At 57.1% G+C, this 22,678-nt stretch carries 17 protein-coding genes and 3 rRNA genes; 8 read left to right on the forward strand and 12 right to left on the reverse strand.

What is annotated here, in order from left to right:
* Positions 1–41 precede the first annotated feature (41 nt).
* A complete protein-coding gene (locus tag K5R88_RS02610) occupies positions 42–1,142 on the reverse strand; it encodes an alkene reductase (protein WP_008035518.1) in 1,101 nt (366 codons plus the stop codon).
* Between the two features lie 146 nt (positions 1,143–1,288).
* Here K5R88_RS02610 and K5R88_RS02615 point away from each other — a divergent pair, with 146 nt between their 5' ends.
* Entirely contained in the window at positions 1,289–1,864 is a 576-nt protein-coding gene (locus K5R88_RS02615; RefSeq protein ID WP_008035516.1) for a TetR/AcrR family transcriptional regulator, read from the forward strand.
* Positions 1,865–2,038: 174 nt separating this feature from the next.
* On the opposite strand, the gene K5R88_RS02620 is transcribed toward K5R88_RS02615, so the two are convergent.
* The 4 genes from K5R88_RS02620 to K5R88_RS02635 form a co-directional block, all read right to left on the reverse strand.
* Positions 2,039–2,575 carry an AAA family ATPase gene (locus K5R88_RS02620; protein ID WP_226299124.1) on the reverse strand — a complete coding sequence of 179 codons (537 nt, stop codon included), beginning with the start codon at positions 2,573–2,575 and terminating at the stop codon, positions 2,039–2,041.
* Positions 2,576–2,685: 110 nt separating this feature from the next.
* Positions 2,686–3,315, reverse strand: coding sequence for a LysE family translocator (locus K5R88_RS02625; protein ID WP_223415346.1), 630 nt, complete (start codon positions 3,313–3,315; stop codon positions 2,686–2,688).
* A gap of 159 nt (positions 3,316–3,474) precedes the next feature.
* The gene (locus tag K5R88_RS02630) at positions 3,475–3,693 is read right to left on the reverse strand and encodes a DUF4287 domain-containing protein (protein ID WP_226299125.1); all 219 of its coding nucleotides are present in this window, start codon (positions 3,691–3,693) and stop codon (positions 3,475–3,477) included.
* 154 nt (positions 3,694–3,847) lie between these two features.
* Positions 3,848–4,084 (reverse strand): hypothetical protein, encoded by a 237-nt coding sequence (locus K5R88_RS02635; protein WP_192228829.1) that lies wholly within the window; start codon positions 4,082–4,084, stop codon positions 3,848–3,850.
* A gap of 209 nt (positions 4,085–4,293) precedes the next feature.
* On the opposite strand from K5R88_RS02635, the gene K5R88_RS02640 reads away from it, so the two are divergent.
* Entirely contained in the window at positions 4,294–4,635 is a 342-nt protein-coding gene (locus tag K5R88_RS02640) for a hypothetical protein (RefSeq protein ID WP_008037788.1), read from the forward strand.
* Between the two features lie 118 nt (positions 4,636–4,753).
* On the opposite strand, the gene K5R88_RS02645 is transcribed toward K5R88_RS02640, so the two are convergent.
* Positions 4,754–5,266, reverse strand: coding sequence for a GNAT family N-acetyltransferase (locus K5R88_RS02645; RefSeq protein WP_226299126.1), 513 nt, complete (start codon positions 5,264–5,266; stop codon positions 4,754–4,756).
* Between the two features lie 220 nt (positions 5,267–5,486).
* Here K5R88_RS02645 and K5R88_RS02650 point away from each other — a divergent pair, with 220 nt between their 5' ends.
* Positions 5,487–8,384: a sensor domain-containing phosphodiesterase gene (locus K5R88_RS02650; protein WP_223452686.1), complete on the forward strand. Its 2,898-nt coding sequence runs from the start codon at positions 5,487–5,489 to the stop codon at positions 8,382–8,384.
* 8 nt (positions 8,385–8,392) lie between these two features.
* On the opposite strand, the gene K5R88_RS02655 is transcribed toward K5R88_RS02650, so the two are convergent.
* The 3 genes from K5R88_RS02655 to K5R88_RS02665 form a co-directional block, all read right to left on the reverse strand.
* Complete coding sequence (locus tag K5R88_RS02655; RefSeq protein ID WP_008037782.1) at positions 8,393–8,554, reverse strand: DUF2986 domain-containing protein; 162 nt, start codon at positions 8,552–8,554, stop codon at positions 8,393–8,395.
* A 187-nt stretch (positions 8,555–8,741) separates the two neighbouring features.
* Entirely contained in the window at positions 8,742–9,032 is a 291-nt protein-coding gene (locus K5R88_RS02660; RefSeq protein WP_008035503.1) for a hypothetical protein, read from the reverse strand.
* Positions 9,033–9,256: 224 nt separating this feature from the next.
* Positions 9,257–10,534, reverse strand: a complete 1,278-nt coding sequence (locus tag K5R88_RS02665) for a flavohemoglobin expression-modulating QEGLA motif protein (protein ID WP_226299127.1) — start codon at positions 10,532–10,534, stop codon at positions 9,257–9,259.
* 532 nt (positions 10,535–11,066) lie between these two features.
* On the opposite strand from K5R88_RS02665, the gene K5R88_RS02670 reads away from it, so the two are divergent.
* From K5R88_RS02670 to K5R88_RS02690, 5 genes are all read left to right on the forward strand, one after another.
* A 16S ribosomal RNA gene (locus K5R88_RS02670) occupies positions 11,067–12,603 on the forward strand.
* A gap of 302 nt (positions 12,604–12,905) precedes the next feature.
* Positions 12,906–15,799, forward strand: a 23S ribosomal RNA gene (locus tag K5R88_RS02675).
* Between the two features lie 145 nt (positions 15,800–15,944).
* Positions 15,945–16,060: ribosomal RNA gene (gene rrf / locus K5R88_RS02680) — 5S ribosomal RNA — on the forward strand.
* The 16S, 23S and 5S rRNA genes sit together here, the layout of an rRNA operon.
* A gap of 153 nt (positions 16,061–16,213) precedes the next feature.
* Positions 16,214–16,810: an eCIS core domain-containing protein gene (locus K5R88_RS02685; protein WP_207286717.1), complete on the forward strand. Its 597-nt coding sequence runs from the start codon at positions 16,214–16,216 to the stop codon at positions 16,808–16,810.
* A 107-nt stretch (positions 16,811–16,917) separates the two neighbouring features.
* A complete protein-coding gene (locus K5R88_RS02690; protein ID WP_226299128.1) occupies positions 16,918–17,844 on the forward strand; it encodes a Gfo/Idh/MocA family protein in 927 nt (308 codons plus the stop codon).
* 39 nt (positions 17,845–17,883) lie between these two features.
* On the opposite strand, the gene K5R88_RS02695 is transcribed toward K5R88_RS02690, so the two are convergent.
* The 3 genes from K5R88_RS02695 to K5R88_RS02705 are packed head-to-tail and all read right to left on the reverse strand — an operon-like array spanning position 17,884 to position 22,297.
* Positions 17,884–19,212, reverse strand: a complete 1,329-nt coding sequence (locus K5R88_RS02695) for a TolC family outer membrane protein (protein WP_008024524.1) — start codon at positions 19,210–19,212, stop codon at positions 17,884–17,886.
* 1 nt (position 19,213) lies between these two features.
* Complete coding sequence (locus tag K5R88_RS02700) at positions 19,214–20,554, reverse strand: HlyD family type I secretion periplasmic adaptor subunit (protein WP_008039525.1); 1,341 nt, start codon at positions 20,552–20,554, stop codon at positions 19,214–19,216.
* 6 nt (positions 20,555–20,560) lie between these two features.
* A complete protein-coding gene (locus tag K5R88_RS02705) occupies positions 20,561–22,297 on the reverse strand; it encodes a type I secretion system permease/ATPase (RefSeq protein ID WP_207286715.1) in 1,737 nt (578 codons plus the stop codon).
* Positions 22,298–22,678 lie beyond the last annotated feature (381 nt).

Raw genomic sequence — 22,678 nt, forward strand, 5'->3', positions numbered from 1 at the left:
GGATTGATGCACGAATAAAACCAGGCTCGATCAGCCAATGCCTAGTTCGCGGCAGCGCTTGATTCGGCAAGTGTCGGGTAGTCGATGTATCCCGCTGCACCGCCGCCGTAGAGCGTGGAGGGGTCGAAGGCGGACAGTGGCGCACCGGTCTTGAGTCGCTCCACCAGATCGGGGTTGCCGATAAAAGGGCGGCCAAAGGCGATCAGGTCGGCCTTGTCATGCGTAAGGCGTGCCGTGGCCAGGTCCAGGTCGTAGCCGTTGTTGGCGATGTAAGTGTTCTTGAAGCGCTGGCGCAAGGCGTCGAAATCAAAGGGCGCCACGTCGCGTGGCCCGCCGGTGGCACCTTCGACGACGTGCAGATAAGCGATGTCCAGAACATTGAGTTGGTCGACGATGTAATCGAACTGAGCCTGTGGATCACTACTCGATACACCATTGGCCGGCGAGACAGGCGAAAGGCGAATGCCCGTGCGATCAGCACCAATCTCGGCTGCCACCGCGGCCGTCACTTCCAACAGCAGCCGCGCACGGTTTGCGATCGAGCCGCCGTAGGCATCAGTACGAAGGTTGGCGCCGTCCTTGATGAACTGATCCAGCAAATAGCCGTTTGCACCGTGGATTTCCACGCCGTCGAAGCCTGCCGCAATGGCGTTTGCCGCCGCTTGGCGGAAATCGTTGACGATGCCTGGCAGTTCGTCAGCCTCCAGCGCCCGCGGCTCGGAAACGTCCTCGAAGCGATTGTTGACGAACACCTTGGTCGCGGGACGAAGAGCTGAAGGGGCTACCGGCGCCGCGCCTTGCTGTTGCAGATCCACGTGGGAAACACGGCCCACATGCCACAGCTGCAGGAAAATTCTCCCGCCCTTGGCGTGCACGGCATCGGTCACCTTGCGCCATCCCTCTATCTGCGGCTGCGTGTAAATGCCCGGGGTATCCTGATAGCCCTGTCCCTGCTGCGAGATCTGCGAGGCTTCGGAAATTAGCAAGCCCGCGCTTGCCCGCTGGCTGTAATAGGCAGCAGCAAACTCACTCGGCACAAAGCCTTTGCCCGCGCGATTGCGCGTCAGTGGAGCGAGAACCACGCGGTTCGACAGCGTCAGGGCGCCAAGCGTGTAGGGGGTAAACAGATTCAGGTCGCTCATGGGTGTTTGTTCCGTGCCCGTTGGTAAATGGTCATATCGCTTGCGATTAGGATGATGATCGAAATCTAAGCTGTCAACGATTTTGATTATGATCGGCATCTATGTATCATTGGCCGATGAATTTCAGCGGTAGAGAGGTATCGAACATGCGAGTGTCCAAGGCCCAGGCTCAGGCAAATCGGGAGCACATCGTCAAAACGGCCTCAGTCGTGTTTCGCGAGCGCGGATTTGACGGTGTAGGCGTGGCCGACCTGATGGGCGCCGCCGGTTTCACCCATGGCGGTTTCTACAAACATTTCGGTTCGAAGGCTGACCTGATGGCCGAAGCCTCGGCCAACAGTCTTGCGCAGTCACTGGTCGGCGCCGAAGCATTGAGCGTGAAGGATTTCATCGATGTGTATGTGTCCAGGGATCATCGCGACGGGCGCGCCACGGGTTGCACCATGGCGGCGTTGTGCGGTGACGCGGCGCGTCAGTCGGGCGATTTGAAGTCGGCTTTCGCTGAAGGCATCGAGCGCACGCTGCAAACGCTCGGCGAAAAATACCCGACCGGGCCGGATGCGGCGCCGGGGGAGGCGAGGGTGAAAATGATCGACCTGCTGGCGCGTGCGGTCGGTGCGATCATGTTATCGCGCGCCTGTCCTGACGACTCGGCGCTGGCCGATGAAATTCTGGCGGTGTGTCACGCGCAAATGACCGCATCATTATCCATTCAATCGTAGATTCAGTCGTAGAGGGGATAGATGGATGTCGCACAAAACGTGCTGACTCGCTTTCATTTCGTCGTTGGATGACACGTACTGGCTGTGCAGCCAGTCGTTTGTCGCCGTAGGTTTTCTCTCATAGCCCCTGCCGGGCGTACGCGGATCAACTACCGGAATAGCGAAAATCACCCTCTATTCAAGGCAGATTTCAGGCGTTGCAGCCAAGCTATCGAGAAAGGCGCGAATCTGCCGGGAACCGCGCAAGTGCATCACAGGAATTTGCGGGCCGATGGCCAGGCGCACCGCCTCGATTCCTGGACGGTAGCCACGATCGAAATTCCACACGAAATTCAGAAAGGTCAGGAACGCCCGGTCGAGCTTCTCTGTACAGCCTGCTGCAAGGTCAGGGCGAGGGCGGTTCATGACGCTGCGCCTGATCACCCGGGTAAAACAGGTGAGCCGCGAGGTATCGAGCCAGATGATCAGGTCGGTCCGGGGCAGGCGAAGGTCGAAGGTTCGCCGCGCATAGTTGCCTTCACAAATCCAGGCCTCTGGTGTGAGCGCTTTGCGGACCCGTGCGCGGAACTGCTCGGCGTCGGGTTCGACCCAGCCGGGTTCCCAGAACAGCGTGTCGAGGTGCACCACGGGCAGGTTCAGGCGCTTGCCGAGGGCGCGGGCGAGGGTAGATTTGCCGCTACCGGCATTGCCCAGAATGACAATCCGTTGCATGGGGAGACTTCCTGTCGCGAAAAAAGCCGACAAGTGTGCAGGTTTTGGTTGGCGCAGTAAAAGGCGGCTTCGACGAGAGACGTCTATTGAGCGATTTCGAAGCTGCTGCTTCAGGCTGTCCGGTTCAGCACCAGCAAACGTACCGCCAGCGCCGTCATTACGACAGCGAAGCCATAAGCACCCAGGCGGCTGGAGATTTTGCCCCCACGCAGACGCCCATGTAGCTGTCCGGCACAGACGCTGAGCAGGGAATGAAAGATCAAAGCGATCAGCGCAAGCAACACACCTAATACCATCAGTTGCACCGTGACGCTGCTGGTTCCCAGGGTGACGAATTGCGGCAGGAATACCATGAAGAACAACAGCGCCTTGGGATTCAACAGGCTGTTGAGGGTCGCCCGGATGAAGATCTTGCGCCGCGATGCCAATGCGGGTTGAGCCTCAGCGTCCGCTGGTGGAGTACTCAATGCCTTCCACGCCAGCCACATCAGATAGCAAGCCCCGGCCCACCGCAGCAAATCAAATGCCGGCGCCCAACTCATCACCAACGCACCGAGCCCCGCGCTGACCATGGCGGTCATCAGCACGTCGGCCAGGGTTATTCCCAAAGCTGCGGCGAAACCGGCACGCCAGCCATGGGCAACGGCATGGCTGGTGACGATGGCCATGTTCGGGCCAGGCACGATCAGCAATAGCAGGGCGGCGACAGTGAACAGGTAAAGGTTGGTGGCGTCCGGCATAGCGCAAATTTCCCTGGATGAGAAACAAGGCTAACCGTAGTCATTGGGTTGAAGCAGATACAGTGGAGGTGGATTTGATAGCAACAGTCAGGTGTATGGCGCCCGGTTGGCTTGAGCCGTAAGCGGGTGCATCGAGCGCCCTGTGCTACATCAGTCTCGTCAGTCGGCTTTAGTGCTCGCTACAAAGTACGCAACCAACGCGTTGGCATGGCCATGGCCCATGCCGTGTTCAGTTTTGAGCAACGCAACCATCTCCATATGCTTCTTGCCGCTGACTGTCTTGAGCAGGGTTAGCCAGTGGGTGATTGGCTGCCCATACTTTTTTTCAATAGAGGGAAAGTACGACGCTGGTCCTTTTACTTTTGGATCGTCGGTCATGACGCAAACTCCTTTTTTGCTTGAGAACTATCGGGAGACATTACCCAGAGAGAACCACGACTACGATGACGGCAAATCCTGCGTCTTTCCGGATTCGACAGCAGTATAGAAAGTCATTCGATGGATGCTGATCCGCCGGTCGAGGCGTGCGGCGCTAAAGCCACGTGTTCACCACCCGCCGATCCAGTTCCTCCCAGTCCGCCATGCCCAGCACCCGCGTGGTGTTCAACCCGCGTAAATAACCGCGCAACTGATTGGCGGTGGCCCGCACAAGTTCCGGGTCGGGCGCGTGTTCGCCCAACAGTACGGTTTCGTATTGGACCAGGTACTCGGCTACCCGGTCGCGGAAATCGGGCAAAACGGCATCGCGGATCAGGTCAAAAGTTCTCAAGGATAGATCCTCATCAATTTTTTTAGTGGTGATTCAGAGTGTGTACCCATCTGCACGGCGCGCAACTATTGCTAGAGGTAATAGTGACCATTACGAAACACAAGTTCTGCTTTGTTGGCTATAGGCGGAAAATCACCTCCAACGAACACGCACCGTGACGCAGTCCCGCTGCTGGATGAACCGAAGCTTTTATTTTCTGGATAAGACCGATGCGCTCTTTATTTGTACCCGCCATGGCTATTGGCTCTTTGTTGCTCGCCGGTTGCGCCTCCGCGCCGAACGACCCGACCCTGACCTTGCAGACCAGCAAGACCCCAGCCCAATACGCCGATTGCGTCGTACCGAAATTGCAGAGCCATGCGTTGAACCCAACCGTCTCGCAAACCCAGCGCAGCTACCGGATCGTGGTGCCGAGCAAAGTCTCGGCCGACAACGTGCTGGAAGCCTACAAGGCCGGGAATGGCGGCAAGGTGTTTATCTACGAGCGGCACTTGCTGGCTTCGAACCTGCTGCCTTCAAGTTTTGAACGCGCCGCACAGGATTGCATCTGACCCCGGCCCGTAACGCTTTCTACAGAGCTCCTTTGGTTGGCCGCAACCAACCAATTTTTTACCCCGCAGCCCATTTGGTTGCGGGGCTTTTTTTGTCTGCGTAAATCGTATCGGCACATCATTCACTCGTCTGAATCGAAAGGCCAAACCGATACTTCTGGTTTACCCCTGCTTGCAGAGATGTCTGTTCAATCACGAAACCGCAGCGTTCGAGCACTTTTGCCGAGCCGATATTGTCGACGTAAACGTTGGCAACCAGTTGATTAAGGTCCCAACGTAACTGCGCTTGCTCGATCAAATGCCTAACCGCCCGCGTCGCCAGTCCTTTTGCGCAAGCACTTTGAGCAATCCGATAGCCGACTTCTGCCGCCCGCGCGGACGTGTCGATGTCTTTGAGGTTCGCCCGGCCCACTATTTTCCCCCCAGCGTCTACGATGACAAAGGGGTGCCAGGTGCCGGCGGCATAATCAGATAAATAGGCTGCAATGTGCTCGGTGACACCCTGCACCGAATAGAAAGCAGCACCGCGTGGCTCAATGTGGCGCTCGAACCACTCGCGATTGTCCCTTTCAAACGTCAGCAATGCCTCAGCATCAGTGTTTTGCAGGGTACGAATTGTGACGGTCTCCATAAGGACGCTCCTTTTCCTGGTGGAACTACTTGGATAAGGGTGCAGAGGCACACTTGTCAGTCGTTTGCCGAGTTGGCGCCCGTAAAGAATGACCTGTTGAGCAAGCAACTCACAATTCGAAAAAACCTATTGAATAAAAACTCTATAAACGGGAAGCTCACTGGCGCATTGCTAGTAACCAGTAAGTGAGTATCGCCAGTTTCTGGCTCAGGGAGCGTTGATGAGTTTTCGTCCTTTGACCGACTTCCCGCGGCAATCGAACGATTGCGATATTGTCGCCTCTGAGCTTAAAGGGAATTCGGATACTGTCGGCATGACCTGCGCTGGCAACGAGGATACGATCGAACACTTACTGAACTCGGCGCGCAACTGGACGCACACCACCGCGTGGGTCGTTTACCGTGCCGGTGAACAGATGCATTTGGTCGGGCAGGGCGACCCACAGGCGCAATGGCCGTCAAGTGTTGCGAATGAACAGTTCGATGCCTTTTGCCAGACCCGGCACTTGCACCGCTGGCCGACCGGCAGCGGCGAAAGTGTGCTGGGCTGGCTGCTTGCGCCAATCGCCGAGGCCGAAGAACCGGCGCTCGCCGGTTTTGCCCAGCGCCTGGGCATTGAGGTGCAGACCAATACCCTGGCCCGCGCGCAGATTACTCAACGTGTGCTGTATGAAATTACCTACCTGGCCAGTTCGACCCGCGACCGGTCAGTGTTCCTGGTGGGGGTTCACCAGTTGCTGGCGAGCCTGATCGACGCCGAGAACTTCTATCTCGCGCTGTATGACCCGCACAGCGGCAAGATCGACTACCCGTATTACGTCGACATCATTGACGTTGATGCCGTGGAGTCCTCGCATTACGAATACCTTGACCCTTCGCATCTTTCGTTGACCGGCCAGGTATTGACCAGCGGCCAGCCGTTGCTGATCGACGCCGCCGGCATCCTCGCGGCTCAGGCCGAAGGCCGTTTTTACTGCGTGGGAGATCGTCCCGAATTCTGGATGGGCGCACCGTTGAAAAATGCCTCGGACGAGGTGTTTGGCATGCTGGCGATGCAGGTCTACGACGTTTCTCGTACCTACAGCGCCGAGGACCGCGCGCTGTTTCTGGTGGTGGCCCGCCACGTGGCCATGGCGCTGGACCGGATTCTGCACCGCGAGGATCTGGAAGCGACGGTGATGCGTCGTACCCTGGAGCTCTCAGCGCTCAACGACGCCTTGAGGCAGGAGGTGGCAGAGCGAGAGCGCGCCGAACATCTGCAGAGCGCGCTGTTCCAGATCGCTGAACTTTCCAGTCGGCCTGGCGACATGGCTGAATTGTTTCAAACCTTGCATGGCATCGTCGGTGATCTGCTGTTCGCGCGGAACTTCTATATTGCGCTGTTCGACGACGCGACCACTGAAGTGACCTTTCCGTATTATGTCGATGAGCGGCAGACGGCCTGCCCGGTGGCACGGCGAGGGCGCCGGGGCTTGACCGAGTACGTTATCCGTCAGCGTCGACCTTGCCTGATTGACGCCGACGAAGCTGAGCGATTGTCTGCGCACGGCGACATCGAACTGGCTGAAGCGTACTTCCGATCCTACTCCTGGCTGGGCATTCCATTGTTCGATGGCGATGTGGTGCGTGGCGTACTCGCGGTGCAAAGCTATACCTCGCAAGTGCGCTATACCCTGCGCGACCAGGAACTGCTGACGTTCGTGTCCCGGCACATCGATACAGCCTTGTCGCGCCGCACGGCCGCCGAAGCGATCCATGCCGCCAACCTCAAGCTGGAAGCCCGGGTGCAGAACCGCACCCGCGAGCTCGATCACGCCAATGCCAAGTTGCAACACGAAAACTCCCACGATGCGCTGACCGGGCTACCCAATCGTACCTACCTGCAACAGCGCCTCAATCTGGCCTGGTCGCAGTTCGGCAGCGAAGGCGGGCACCTGGCAGTGATGTTTATCGACCTCGACCGTTTCAAGATGGTCAACGACAGCCTCGGCCACCATTTTGGCGACCTGCTGTTGATGCAGGCCGCCCACCGTTTGCGCGGTTGTCTGCGCGACAGCGACATGCTCGCGCGCCTGGGGGGCGATGAGTTTTCCGTGCTGGCTCCCGAGGCGCCGCTGGAGGTGGTAATCGACATCGCCGAACGGATTCTGGTGGCGTTCGACTTGCCGTTCCTGATCAATGGCTATGAAGTGTTTTCGTCCTGCAGTATCGGAATTGTCAGCGCCGATAGTCAGTTCCATCAGGAACCCGCCGACTTGCTGCGCGATGCCGATGCGGCGATGTACCGGGTCAAGAGCGCCGGGCGCGACAGCTACGCAGTGTTCAATCAGGAAGTGCGCCGTGAAGTCTCGGACCAGGTTGAGCGGGAAGGGGCCTTGCGCAACGCGCTCAAACGCACCGACGAACTGTTGCCGTATTTCCAGCCGATAGTCAGTGTCGAAAGCGGCGAACTGTTGGCCCTTGAAGCACTGATCCGCTGGCATCAGCCGGGCGGCCGGGTGATCGCGCCGGGCGAGTTTCTGCCGGATGTCGAGGGTCTGCGCCTGATTGGTCGACTGGACCTGTACATGCTGACCAGCATCGCCGCGATCCTCGCCCAACCCGAACACGCCAATTGGCCGGCGGTGCACGTCAATTGCTCCAGCTACAGCATGACGCGCCCGGACTTTGCCAATGATGTGCTTGCGCTGTTGGCGCGATACGGGGTCGAGCCCTCGCGGATCTGCCTGGAGTTGACCGAAGGGGCACTGGTGGCGGAGCCGGCGATTGCCCGACTGACCATGCAGCAATTGGCCGACAACGGCATGTCAGTGGTGCTCGATGACTTCGGTGCCGGGTTTTCATCCCTGAGCTACGTGCATCAGTACCGCTTCAGCGGTTTGAAGATCGACAAATCGTTCATCCTCGAACTGACCACCAGCCCTCGCAGTCGCGCGATCGTCCGGGCGATTGTGCGGATGGCCGAATCGCTGGACCTCAGCGTTGTGGCCGAAGGTGTCGAGGATGAAGCGACGCTGGTCTTGCTACGCGAAATGGGCGCAGGGCAGGCTCAGGGTTATTACTTTGCGAAGCCGATGGGGTTGGAGGCGTTGTTGGCGAGTTCGTTGATGGTTCGTTAGGGGCTGGATCAGCCCTCAGAGGGCGTGATTGCGTCTTGAGCGGATTCAGCGGCCAGTTTCAATCGGTCAGCTTTGCTGATGTATTTAGACTTGTTTTGCGGTGCCAGTTTGGCACTGGCCTTTTTGGCGTGAGCCTTTAATAGCTGCTTTATTTTTTTCTGACGATTCATGTATTTCTACTCGGCTTGTGAATGCCTGAATGATGGCAGAGGTTTGCGTAAGAAGCCTAGGGGTGAGGCAGGGGCTTGCACCGCAATCAAACCCAATCTGATGGTTTGCGGACGATCACATTTGCGCCAGGCAAGCATACAAACCCCGCGACAGCGACCGTGTCGCGAGATCAATCGCAAGGGCGCGTTATTTGATCTGCACGATGACCGGACCTTCAGTTACGATCGGCGGGGACGCGTGGATACTTGATGCATTTTTCTTGATCCACTCGCTTGCGACTTTCAAGCTCGCATCGCTGCCGGCCTTGTCCGTGCAAACCGTTACCGACGTACCACCATCACCCGTATTCAGCAGCGTGTAGCTTACGAGGCCTGGCACTGTCCGCAGGGTCGCTTCAACGTCGGTCTTGCGCTCTTCCAAAAGCTCGAAAAGCTGCTTTGCTCCAGTACCCAAGTAGGTTCTTATCACCGCATACATAGTCGTCTCCTATGGGGCGCCGTCTTGATGCCTGTCCAGATTCGCTGATGGCCGCTATCTCTCAGGTTTCAATTCACCCCGATTAATTAAGCTTAGCCACACGCCGGCGACTGGCGAAGTGCAACGACCACCGGCCGCTTCTGGCCGATTGCTGCGTGCCACGAAAGGCCGCGGTCAGGATATTTCCGTGAAACTCAATCGAGCCGATTGGCAGGTGCCCATGATCACTGGGCGCTGGCATCGTGTTCGTGTTCGTCTGCAAATGTCATGAGCACCTCCAGATCGAGCACATCCAGTTTTATCTGGGCAATAAAAGCGGAGAAGGCCAGGTTGGCGGCGAGCAGACGTAAATCGCAGGCCCAGGCCGGTAGATGGGTGGGGCCCTGGAGCCAGCCAGATTCAAATAGAGGCGCCAGGCGTACGGTGTCGGCCAGACTGAGGCGTCCGGCAAACAAATGCCCCACCAGTTCCGGTCGATTGTCGCGGATCGCGATGCGCAATAGGGTATGGACGCCCAGCAAACCCGTCAGGTAAGCAGCATCCTTGGTAAACGCCGAGCCTCCACGCAGGTCGGCGCCACGGAAGACCCGCTGGGTTGAGCGGAAGGACTCCTCTTGTGACTGGCCTGCCGCGAGAAACCCCTCGAATACCTGTATGAAATCGGCGCCGTCCAAAGCCTGCTGGACCGCAAGCACGCGCAGGGCCAGGCGGCGCAGGCGGTTGATGTCCATGCTGCCAGTGAACAGTTCTGCCAGTGTGGCAATGCCTTCCTGGGTTTGGGTCGTGCGTGGAGCCCCCAAACCCAGACTTTTGAGGTTGGGCTGGAGCGCGCCATTTTGTGCGGTAGCAACATGCACGAAGGCTTCATGCTGCAGTAACTGATTCTTGTCCAGTTCGGAGAACAGGGCACCGGTACGCAGGCGTATACGGCTTGCCCCGGCGATGGCCTTGGCAGCCAGCGTCGGGTCGAGCACGACCGTGACCCGGCCCTCGCCGAAGAAACGGTCCAACTCCGGCTGCATCCAGGCGGCGAAGACCTCGGCCGGGATCTCAGCCTGAGTCGGTGGAATCCGGGCACCACCCAATAGGGCGTCGGTGGTGGTGAGAAAAAAATTGGCCGCGTCCAGCATGCTGAGTTTCTGGCTCGGATAATAGAAATCCGGGCGTCGGTACAGCGCGGATGAGTATTGAGTGAAGGCGGGAGTGCCAATCGCCCCCAACATGCGTCCGGCCGTGGCATAGCTGCGCGCTGTCATGGCGAGATAGTGCCCGGCTGGGTGCTCCTGATCGCAGCGTCCTATAAAGGCTTCCAGAGCGGCGATGTCGGCACTGTGATCGCGGGGGCACAATTCGACTCTGGGCAATTCGGCTTTCCCGTTACGCCAATGCGCCAGGAAAACTTCCTCGACGCCATCCGGCCAGGACAGGGCATTCAGTACGCGGATCTTGCGAGCCAGACCGGGTAGAGCGGCATCGAGTTCAGACAGCGGGGCGCTGCTCATGGAGTCACCCTTGAAAGACGAGGTTCATTCGAAAAAGCTTAGTCGTTCCGATGCGGTGCGTTGTAACCGATCAGGAGGCCCCCTGTTGTTCACGGGCGACGGAACCTTCCTGCTTCTATATAAGACGATTATCGGGCCAGGGCTGACGGTGGCAGCCAGGGATCTTTGGTGTGGAAAAAGAATTTTCGCTCGGGGGTTGACCACGTATTTTAATACTGTACTATTCGCCTCCCGCTAACGAGCAGTTCGCTGCTGGTTCTGGTTTAAGTTGTTGATTTGGTTAAGAAAAATCATCAGCTTTTAAGGTTGCAGTTTGATGAAAGGCGCTGTAGAATGCGCGCCTCGGTTGAGACGAAAGATCTTAACCAACCGCTCTTTAACAACTGAATCAAGCAATTCGTGTGGGTGCTTGTGGAGTCAGACTGATAGTCAACAAGATTATCAGCATCACAAGTTACTCCGCGAGAAATCAAAGATGTAACCAACGATTGCTGAGCCAAGTTTAGGGTTTCTTAAAAACCCAAAGATGTTTGAACTGAAGAGTTTGATCATGGCTCAGATTGAACGCTGGCGGCAGGCCTAACACATGCAAGTCGAGCGGTAGAGAGAAGCTTGCTTCTCTTGAGAGCGGCGGACGGGTGAGTAATGCCTAGGAATCTGCCTGGTAGTGGGGGATAACGCTCGGAAACGGACGCTAATACCGCATACGTCCTACGGGAGAAAGCAGGGGACCTTCGGGCCTTGCGCTATCAGATGAGCCTAGGTCGGATTAGCTAGTTGGTGAGGTAATGGCTCACCAAGGCGACGATCCGTAACTGGTCTGAGAGGATGATCAGTCACACTGGAACTGAGACACGGTCCAGACTCCTACGGGAGGCAGCAGTGGGGAATATTGGACAATGGGCGAAAGCCTGATCCAGCCATGCCGCGTGTGTGAAGAAGGTCTTCGGATTGTAAAGCACTTTAAGTTGGGAGGAAGGGCAGTAAATTAATACTTTGCTGTTTTGACGTTACCGACAGAATAAGCACCGGCTAACTCTGTGCCAGCAGCCGCGGTAATACAGAGGGTGCAAGCGTTAATCGGAATTACTGGGCGTAAAGCGCGCGTAGGTGGTTTGTTAAGTTGGATGTGAAATCCCCGGGCTCAACCTGGGAACTGCATTCAAAACTGACAAGCTAGAGTATGGTAGAGGGTGGTGGAATTTCCTGTGTAGCGGTGAAATGCGTAGATATAGGAAGGAACACCAGTGGCGAAGGCGACCACCTGGACTGATACTGACACTGAGGTGCGAAAGCGTGGGGAGCAAACAGGATTAGATACCCTGGTAGTCCACGCCGTAAACGATGTCAACTAGCCGTTGGGAGCCTTGAGCTCTTAGTGGCGCAGCTAACGCATTAAGTTGACCGCCTGGGGAGTACGGCCGCAAGGTTAAAACTCAAATGAATTGACGGGGGCCCGCACAAGCGGTGGAGCATGTGGTTTAATTCGAAGCAACGCGAAGAACCTTACCAGGCCTTGACATCCAATGAACTTTCCAGAGATGGATTGGTGCCTTCGGGAACATTGAGACAGGTGCTGCATGGCTGTCGTCAGCTCGTGTCGTGAGATGTTGGGTTAAGTCCCGTAACGAGCGCAACCCTTGTCCTTAGTTACCAGCACGTAATGGTGGGCACTCTAAGGAGACTGCCGGTGACAAACCGGAGGAAGGTGGGGATGACGTCAAGTCATCATGGCCCTTACGGCCTGGGCTACACACGTGCTACAATGGTCGGTACAGAGGGTTGCCAAGCCGCGAGGTGGAGCTAATCCCATAAAACCGATCGTAGTCCGGATCGCAGTCTGCAACTCGACTGCGTGAAGTCGGAATCGCTAGTAATCGCGAATCAGAATGTCGCGGTGAATACGTTCCCGGGCCTTGTACACACCGCCCGTCACACCATGGGAGTGGGTTGCACCAGAAGTAGCTAGTCTAACCTTCGGGGGGACGGTTACCACGGTGTGATTCATGACTGGGGTGAAGTCGTAACAAGGTAGCCGTAGGGGAACCTGCGGCTGGATCACCTCCTTAATCGACGACATCAGCTGCTCCATAAGTTCCCACACGAATTGCTTGATTCATTGAAGAAGACGAGAGGCCAGCCTTTAAGTTGGTTTGTTTTGTTCGAGTTTAGAAATGAATATTCCAGTGTGAATATTGATTTCTAGTCTTTGACTAGATCGTTCTTTAAAAATTTGGGTATGTGATAGAAAGATAGACTGGATAACACTTTCACTGGTGTTTATTCAGGCTAAGGTAAAATTTGTGAGTTTAATCGCGAATTTTCGGCGAATGTCGTCTTCACAGTATAACCAGATTGCTTGGGGTTATATGGTCAAGTGAAGAAGCGCATACGGTGGATGCCTTGGCAGTCAGAGGCGATGAAAGACGTGGTAGCCTGCGAAAAGCTTCGGGGAGTCGGCAAACAGACTTTGATCCGGAGATGTCTGAATGGGGGAACCCACCTAACATAAGTTAGGTATCTTAAGCTGAATACATAGGCTTAAGAAGCGAACCAGGGGAACTGAAACATCTAAGTACCCTGAGGAAAAGAAATCAACCGAGATTCCCTTAGTAGTGGCGAGCGAACGGGGACTAGCCCTTAAGTGGCTTTGAGATTAGCGGAACGCTCTGGAAAGTGCGGCCATAGTGGGTGATAGCCCTGTACGCGAAAATCTCTTAGTCATGAAATCGAGTAGGACGGAGCACGAGAAACTTTGTCTGAATATGGGGGGACCATCCTCCAAGGCTAAATACTACTGACTGACCGATAGTGAACTAGTACCGTGAGGGAAAGGCGAAAAGAACCCCGGAGAGGGGAGTGAAATAGATCCTGAAACCGTATGCGTACAAGCAGTGGGAGCCCACTTTGTTGGGTGACTGCGTACCTTTTGTATAATGGGTCAGCGACTTATTTTCAGTGGCGAGCTTAACCGAATAGGGGAGGCGTAGCGAAAGCGAGTCTTAATAGGGCGTCTAGTCGCTGGGAATAGACCCGAAACCGGGCGATCTATCCATGGGCAGGTTGAAGGTTGGGTAACACTAACTGGAGGACCGAACCGACTACCGTTGAAAAGTTAGCGGATGACCTGTGGATCGGAGTGAAAGGCTAATCAAGCTCGGAGATAGCTGGTTCTCCTCGAAAGCTATTTAGGTAGCGCCTCATGTATCACTGTAGGGGGTAGAGCACTGTTTCGGCTAGGGGGTCATCCCGACTTACCAAACCGATGCAAACTCCGAATACCTACAAGTGCCGAGCATGGGAGACACACGGCGGGTGCTAACGTCCGTCGTGAAAAGGGAAACAACCCAGACCGTCAGCTAAGGTCCCAAAGTTATGGTTAAGTGGGAAACGATGTGGGAAGGCTTAGACAGCTAGGAGGTTGGCTTAGAAGCAGCCACCCTTTAAAGAAAGCGTAATAGCTCACTAGTCGAGTCGGCCTGCGCGGAAGATGTAACGGGGCTCAAACCATACACCGAAGCTACGGGTATCATCTTCGGATGATGCGGTAGAGGAGCGTTCTGTAAGCCTGTGAAGGTGAGTTGAGAAGCTTGCTGGAGGTATCAGAAGTGCGAATGCTGACATGAGTAACGACAATGGGTGTGAAAAACACCCACGCCGAAAGACCAAGGTTTCCTGCGCAACGTTAATCGACGCAGGGTTAGTCGGTCCCTAAGGCGAGGCTGAAAAGCGTAGTCGATGGAAAACAGGTTAATATTCCTGTACTTCTGGTTATTGCGATGGAGGGACGGAGAAGGCTAGGCCAGCTTGGCGTTGGTTGTCCAAGTTTAAGGTGGTAGGCTGGAATCTTAGGTAAATCCGGGATTCTAAGGCCGAGAGCTGATGACGAGTGTTCTTTTAGAACACGAAGTGGTTGATGCCATGCTTCCAAGAAAAGCTTCTAAGCTTCAGGTAACCAGGAACCGTACCCCAAACCGACACAGGTGGTTGGGTAGAGAATACCAAGGCGCTTGAGAGAACTCGGGTGAAGGAACTAGGCAAAATGGCACCGTAACTTCGGGAGAAGGTGCGCCGGTGAGGGTGAAGGACTTGCTCCGTAAGCTCATGCCGGTCGAAGATACCAGGCCGCTGCGACTGTTTATTAAAAACACAGCACTCTGCAAACACGAAAGTGGACGTATAGGGTGTGACGCCTGCCCGGTGCCGGAAGGTTAATTGATGGGGTTAGCTAACGCGAAGCTCTTGATCGAAGCCCCGGTAAACGGCGGCCGTAACTATAACGGTCCTAAGGTAGCGAAATTCCTTGTCGGGTAAGTTCCGACCTGCACGAATGGCGTAACGATGGCGGCGCTGTCTCCACCCGAGACTCAGTGAAATTGAAATCGCTGTGAAGATGCAGTGTATCCGCGGCTAGACGGAAAGACCCCGTGAACCTTTACTATAGCTTTGCACTGGACTTTGAATTTGCTTGTGTAGGATAGGTGGGAGGCTTTGAAGCGTGGACGCCAGTTCGCGTGGAGCCATCCTTGAAATACCACCCTGGCAACTTTGAGGTTCTAACTCAGGTCCGTTATCCGGATCGAGGACAGTGTATGGTGGGTAGTTTGACTGGGGCGGTCTCCTCCTAAAGAGTAACGGAGGAGTACGAAGGTGCGCTCAGACCGGTCGGAAATCGGTCGTAGAGTATAAAGGCAAAAGCGCGCTTGACTGCGAGACAGACACGTCGAGCAGGTACGAAAGTAGGTCTTAGTGATCCGGTGGTTCTGTATGGAAGGGCCATCGCTCAACGGATAAAAGGTACTCCGGGGATAACAGGCTGATACCGCCCAAGAGTTCATATCGACGGCGGTGTTTGGCACCTCGATGTCGGCTCATCACATCCTGGGGCTGAAGCCGGTCCCAAGGGTATGGCTGTTCGCCATTTAAAGTGGTACGCGAGCTGGGTTTAGAACGTCGTGAGACAGTTCGGTCCCTATCTGCCGTGGACGTTTGAGATTTGAGAGGGGCTGCTCCTAGTACGAGAGGACCGGAGTGGACGAACCTCTGGTGTTCCGGTTGTCACGCCAGTGGCATTGCCGGGTAGCTATGTTCGGAATAGATAACCGCTGAAAGCATCTAAGCGGGAAACTAGCCTCAAGATGAGATCTCACTGGGACCTTGAGTCCCCTGAAGGGCCGTCGAAGACTACGACGTTGATAGGTTGGGTGTGTAAGCGCTGTGAGGCGTTGAGCTAACCAATACTAATTGCCCGTGAGGCTTGACCATATAACACCCAAGCAATTTGACTACTCGAAAGAGCATCAGATTGCGGTGTGTGAAGACGCAATGAACCGAAAGTTCGAGAGCAACACACAAACTATCGCATACCCGATTCGCTGGAACGTCGTAAGACGCGTCAGCTCAAGAATTTCTTGACGACCATAGAGCATTGGAACCACCTGATCCCATCCCGAACTCAGCAGTGAAACGATGCATCGCCGATGGTAGTGTGGGGTTTCCCCATGTGAGAGTAGGTCATCGTCAAGATTAAATTCCGAAACCCCAATTGCGAAAGCAGTTGGGGTTTTGTTTTGCCCGCAGGAAAGTGGCGCAAAGAAATTTAGGGATACGCTAAAGCTTTGCAGGTTGTCGATCAGTTATGGCCCACTGTTCGCGCTGCTTCCGTCCCTGGAGGTCACAATGCCACCGATCATCACGCGCCTGGTGGCGCTGTTTGTTCTTTGTCTGACGCTTGAAGTGCCAGCCCAGCCCGGCGCCTGCCCGGCTGGCGAGAAACAAGTTTGTCTGGACGGCTGCATCTGCCTGCCAGACCTGGGGCAAGTGCTCGGCCCCGTGCCTGATGGTGTCTACCAGATCGCTGCACCTGCCCTGGCGCTGTGGCTGACCCAAGCCCATGCTGAAGTAGTCAACACCAGCATCCAACCCATCCCACCGCACATCCGCGAGCAACTGCTGCGCTGGTACGACCCCGGTGTCCTCGATGCCGCGGGCTATAAAGTCAGCGACAACGGTCAGTTCAGTGCCGCCACTGCCATGCTGCAAAACCCCGATGTCGGAGCCGTGACGCTGATCGACATCATTCTCTTCCGGGACGCTCAAACCGCAGAACAGGATGTCGCGCTCTGGGCTCACGAACTCAAGCATGTGCAGCAGTTTCAGGAGTGGGGAGTCGATGGATTTGCCCAGCGGTATACACAGGATTTCAATGCGGTGGAGGCGCCGGCTTATGCCATACAGGCCGAGGTCAGGCGGTTTGTGCGGGGAGGGGCTGACTGAAAGGTAGCGTTCACCAAACGTCAGCACGTCATCAATGACTTCCCCGCTATACAAACGTAGTCTTGTCGATTCGCTTCCCATGACAAGAAAAAAAACAGGAGTCATTAATGCAACCGATCCGTCTCGGTCTGGTGGGCTACGGCAAGATTGCCCAGGATCAACACGTTCCAGCGATCAACGCCAACCCTGCGTTCCATTTGGTCGCTGTCGCAACGCAAGGGCAACCCTGCGCCGGGGTAGAGAACTTTCAGTCCCTGGGCGAGCTGCTCGAAAACGGCCCGCCTGTGGATGCGATTGCGTTTTGCACACCGCCGCAAGGACGATTCGCACTGGTGCAACAAGCGTTGGCCGCAGGCAAACACGTACTGGTCGAAAAACCTCCGTGCGCCACGTTGGGCGAAGCGATGGCGTTGGTGAATCAGGTTGCAGAGCAAGGCGTCAGCGGTCTGTTCGCCTGGCATTCGCGCTACGCGCCCGGCATTGAAGCCGCTCGTGACTGGCTGGCCACCCGCACCCTGCAAAGCGTACAGATCGACTGGAAGGAAGACGTGCGCAAGTGGCACCCCGGCCAAGCGTGGATCTGGCAGCCGGGCGGCCTGGGCGTCTTCGATCCCGGCATCAATGCCTTGTCGATTGCGACTCATCTGCTGCCCCTGTCGCTGTTTGTCGAGTCCGCCGAACTGCGCGTCCCCGACAACTGCCAGTCGCCTATCGCCGCGTCCATCAAAATGTCCGACGCGCGCCACCTCGATGTTCGTGCGGAGTTCGATTTCGACCACGGCCATGACGAACTCTGGAGCATCGAGATTCGTTGCGCCGAAGGCATCCTGCGACTGGACAACGGCGGCGCACTCTTGAGTATCGACGGCGTGCGCCAGGCCGTATCGGAGGAGGGTGAGTACACGGCGGTGTATCGACATTTTCAACAGCTGATTGGCGACAAGGCCAGTGACCTGGATCTCCAGCCGCTGCGACTGGTCGCTGATAGCTTTTTTGTCGGCCGCCGGGCGCTGGTTGAGCCGTTCTACGATTAGCGACGGCTCAGGAATGACGCTGTTCACCTGAACGCCAATTCAATTGGTGACCAACAGCTCCGGGCCGAGGTAGTCGTTGATGTGGTCGATGTCGTCGTCGCCCAGGCTGCCCACCGAAGAGGCCAGGCGCAGGCGCGACATCAAGTAACGCAGCTTCGCCTCGAACAGATCGTGGCGTGCAACGAAGAGCAGTTCTTCGGCATTGAGGACGTCCGAGTTGGTGCTGGTGCCTCCTTCCTTGAAACCCTTTCGTGTGGACAGCAGTGAGCGTTCGTTGGACTCTACGGCCCGCTCCAGGGCGTGAATACGTTTGGCGCCGCTCTGTACGCCGGCGTACTCGCGGGTCGTTCCCGAGATGACTTCCTGTCGCGTGGCGTCGAGTTCGTCCAGGGCCTTGGAGCTATTGGAACTGGCCTGGCGTGCCAGCGCGCTGGTGCCGCCACCGTTGTACAGCGGGAAATTGACTTCCAGCCCGATTGAGCCGTAGCGGTTGCGTTGATTCAGCTCGGAGATGGATTGGCTATCGCCCGCGGTGTAGCCGGCAACGAAATCCAGTGTCGGCCAGTGGCCCGCCTTGACGCGCTTCACTTCTTCTTCAGCAAGGTCGCTGCTATGACGGCGCGCATGGATCAGCGGGCTGTCGGTCTGAGCCTTGACCAGCCAGTCCTGCAGGTTGCTCGGCAGCAGCGGTGGCGTATCGAAAGTCGGACGCAAGGTGGTCAACGATTCTGGGGTTTCTCCGATGTACTCCTCAAGCTTGCGGCGCGCATTGATCAGGTTGTCCTGCGCTTCGATCAGCTCGGCATCGGCAAGGTCGCGGCGAGCGATCGACTCGTCGATGTCGGTGACGGTGCCGGCCCCCAGCTCCATGCGCCGTTTCGCCGAAGCGAGTTGCTCCTCGAAGGCGTTCAGCTTGGACTTGGCGAGGACGATGGTTTCACTGGCCAACAGCACGTCGAAATAGCTTTCGGCGAGGCGCACCGCGGCGTCCTGACTCTTGGCATCGAACACCGCGACGCTGTAGTCGGCACGCTGTTTACCCTGGCGGTACTCGGCCATTTTCTGTTTGTTGAACAGCGGCTGGCGCAAGCGCACGTTGGCGCCCTTGGAGTCGTAGTCCAGATCCCTCTCGATGCCGCTCTGGCGCTGGGTGCCATTGACCTTGTTGTCGTAGGCCGAGGCACTGATCTGCGGCAGCAGACCGGCCTGGCCGATGGCGCGGTTTTCCAGGCCGGCCTCCTTTTCATGCACGGCAGCGCGATAGATGGGGCCTTGGTACTGCAACAGATCCCACGCTTGTTTGAGGTCAATGGCGCTGGCAGGCAGAGACAGCGATAGCAGGCAGGCGAACAGGCAATGACGGTCCATTTCATTGTTCCTTGAAAGAGCTGTCAACACGGTCGAGCATTGGTTTCAGAAGATAGCTCATCATGTTGCGCTCGCCAGTTTTGATGGTGACGCTGGCGGGCATGCCGGGACGAATGTGATTGCTGCCAAGCAGGTTCATGCCATCGGGTGTGACCTCTACCTGAGCCAGATAGAACGGTTGCTTGCTTTCCTCGTCCATCAGGCGGTCGGCGGAAACGGTCTTCACGCGGCCGGGGATGTTGGGCGTCTGGGCATGGTTGAAGGCCGGGAAGGCAATGTCCACGGCGAGGCCAGGGACCATCTTGTCGATGGCCTGCACGGGAATCATTGCGTCGACCTGCAGCGGCTCGTTGTCCGGAACGATTTCCATGATCTTGAAGCCGGGCTGGATGATCCCGCCGACAGTCGCAATGCTCAGGGACTGGACCATGCCATCGATGGGCGATCGAATCACCGTGTGGGTCACTTCATAGTCCAGCGCACGCAAGCGGTCGGCCAGGGTGGTGTTTTCCTTGGCGGTGTCGGTGAGCTGCGATTCGACTTCCTTCAGGTAATCGTGCTGGCGCTGCAGGATGCGCAGCTTGATTTCGGTGGTCTGGCTACGCACGCGAGCGATGTTGTTGAGGTTCTCGGCCTGGCCGGCGGAGAGGTCGGCATTGCTGCGTTCCAGTTCCAGCAGGCGGTTGCGCGGCACATAGCCTTCGGCTGCCAGCACGCGGGTGCCTTTCAGTTCCTGGTTGAGGAAGTTGATCTGCGAGGCGCGGGCGCCATAGACCTGTTGCAGGCCCTTGAGCTGCACCGCCGACGCCGCGAGGTTTTCCTGCAGGATGCTGATTTCGCCAGCGAGGCCGGCGCGTCGGGTGTTCAGCAGGCGTTGCTGCAGATCCATGGCAGCCAGCAGGCGATGGTCATTCCCGAAGCGCTTGAACAGTTCGGGATCGAAGTTCACTACGTCGAGGTTGTCACGTTCCGCTTCCAGGCGGTTTTCCACGGTCTTGCTGACGATGTACTGGGCGCTGACCGCACCCTGTTCGGCAAGTGCGCGCAGCGAATCGAGGCGGACCACCTCCTGGCCTTTTTTCACGGAATCGCCTTCGCGGACAAGAATGGCCTCCACAGTGCCGCCGCTCAGATGCTGCACGGCTTTGCGATTGCTGGTGACTTTTACCGTGCCAGTCGCTACCACGCCGGCATCCAGCGGCGCCAGCCACGACCACAGGAGGAAGCCGCCGAAGCCGGCGAGCACCAGCCACAGGCCCCTGCGCACAGGTTTGGCGACGTCCAGATCTACATCGTTCCTGGGATCGACGTGAATCATCTCGGTGTGTTGGCTCATTTGCATGATCGGTCACTCCCGCGTTTTGACGGAGGCCAGCGGAGTCGACGCGCCTGCAGGCATCACACTCGCCTTGCGCAGCGCTGCGAATACTTCGTCGCGAGTGCCGAGCATCTGCACGCCGCCGTCACGCAGCATCAGCACTTTGTCGACGGCGCAGAGCACATTGGGACGGTGGGAAATCAGAATGACGGTGGCGCCACGGTCTTTGAGTTGGGCCAATGCATCGACCAACGCCTTTTCACCGACGTCGTCGAGGTTGGCGTTCGGCTCATCGAGCACAATCAGATTGGGGTCCCCATACAGCGCGCGGGCCAAGGCGATGCGTTGCTTCTGGCCACCGGAAAGCGGGCTGCCATCGGTGCCCAGGCGGGTCTCATAACCTTGCGCAAAACGCAGGATCATCTCGTGCACGCCCGTCGTTCTGGCGGCGCGGATGACCGCGTCGCTGTCCACTTCGCCAAAGCGCGCAATGTTGTCGGCGATGGTGCCTTCGAACAGCTCCACGTCCTGTGGCAGGTAACCGAGCCAGGGGCCAAGTTCGCCTTTGTTCCAGGTGAAAATGTCCGCGCCGTCGAGGCGCACCTTGCCGGCCTGTGCCGGCCAGACGCCGACCAACAGGCGGGCGAGGGTGGATTTGCCCGAGGCGGATGGGCCGATAATGCCAAGGCTTTCGCCGGGGGAAAGGTTGAAGCTCACCCCGCGCAGAATCGTGTTGTTGGTGCCGGGGGAGCCGGCGTACACATTCTCCACCGCCAGCATGCCCAGCGGCCGTTGCAGCGACATGCTTGGTGGCCGGCGCGGAAAGTCGTTGAGCATTTCATTCAACCGGCCCCAGGCCGAACGGCAGCCAAGCAGTTGCTTCCACGACGCGATGACTTGTTCCACCGGGCCCAGCGCACGACCGGTAAGGATCGAGCAGGCAATCATCATCCCGGGGGTGATCTTGCCTTCGATCGCCAGCAGCGCACCGGCGCCGAGGATCAGCGATTGCAAGGTGATACGCACGAAGCGCCCGGTGCTGCTGATCAGGGCGGCCCGGTCTGAGGCCAGGGTCTGCATTTCCAGAATGCGCAAATGGCTTTGGTACCAGCGCTTGCCGATCGACGGCAACATGCCCATGGCCTCGATGACCTCGGCGTTGCGCAGGTTGTTGTTGGCGTAGGTGGCGGAGGAGAGGGCGGCCTGATTGGCTTCGGCCAGCGGCTTTTGCGTCGCCTTCTCGGTGAGGTAAGCCAGGCCCATCAGAATCAGCGAGCCGATGAGCGTGACCAGTCCGAGCAGCGGGTGGATCAGGTAGGCGACCAGCAGGTAGATCGGCGTCCATGGCGCATCAAAGAACGCGAACAGGCTGTTGCCGGTGAGGAACTGGCGCACCTGCGCGAGATCCTGCAGGGCCTGGGCCGGATTGCCTCCGGCGCGGTTCAGGTTGCGCTCGAATGCAGCGGTGAAAATGCGTCGATTGAGGTCCATGTCGAGGCAGTTGCCGACCCGGATCAGCACACGGGTGCGGAACATTTCAAGCGTGGACATCAGCAAGAACAGGCCTATCACCAGAACGGTCAGCATCGTCAACGTTGTGACGTTGCGACTGACCAAGGCTCGATCATAGACCTGCAACATGTAAACGGCTGGCGTCAACATCATGACGTTGATGACGCCGCTGAAACCCGCCAGGGAGTAAAAACTACGACGAAGTCGGAAGAGTGCGTCGGCCAGTTCGGATCGAGAGTTCGACTGCTTTTGCATTTGGCTGACCCCCTCTTCAAAAAGCCGTTTGCCCTTGCGGAGCAGCAGCTAACAGATTTAGTCCCGTGGGTAGCCGTCGATACGCAGGTTCGCTCTCGGGCGAATCTCATGCAAATTTCTGCGTTGCTCCCGTAGCAAGCAGCGTAGGTCGCGGCGAAACAATCTGAAATAACATTTCGCTCTAATGGTGCGTCAATCTTTCTATAAGTCCATTAAAAACAGCGAGTTGAGAGGCTTAGCACCGGTCGTCCGGTTTGTCCGTCGTAAAATTGACAATTTTTTGCTATCCAACTTTAGTCTTACTCATTGACGACAACCGTCCGCCTGAAGTCTGTCAACTCTTTGGCAGCGAAAAGCGCGGTGGTTCTCCGAAGGAGCACA

The sequence above is a fragment of the Pseudomonas sp. MM213 genome, assembly GCF_020423045.1.
Taxonomy (GTDB): domain Bacteria; phylum Pseudomonadota; class Gammaproteobacteria; order Pseudomonadales; family Pseudomonadaceae; genus Aquipseudomonas; species Aquipseudomonas migulae.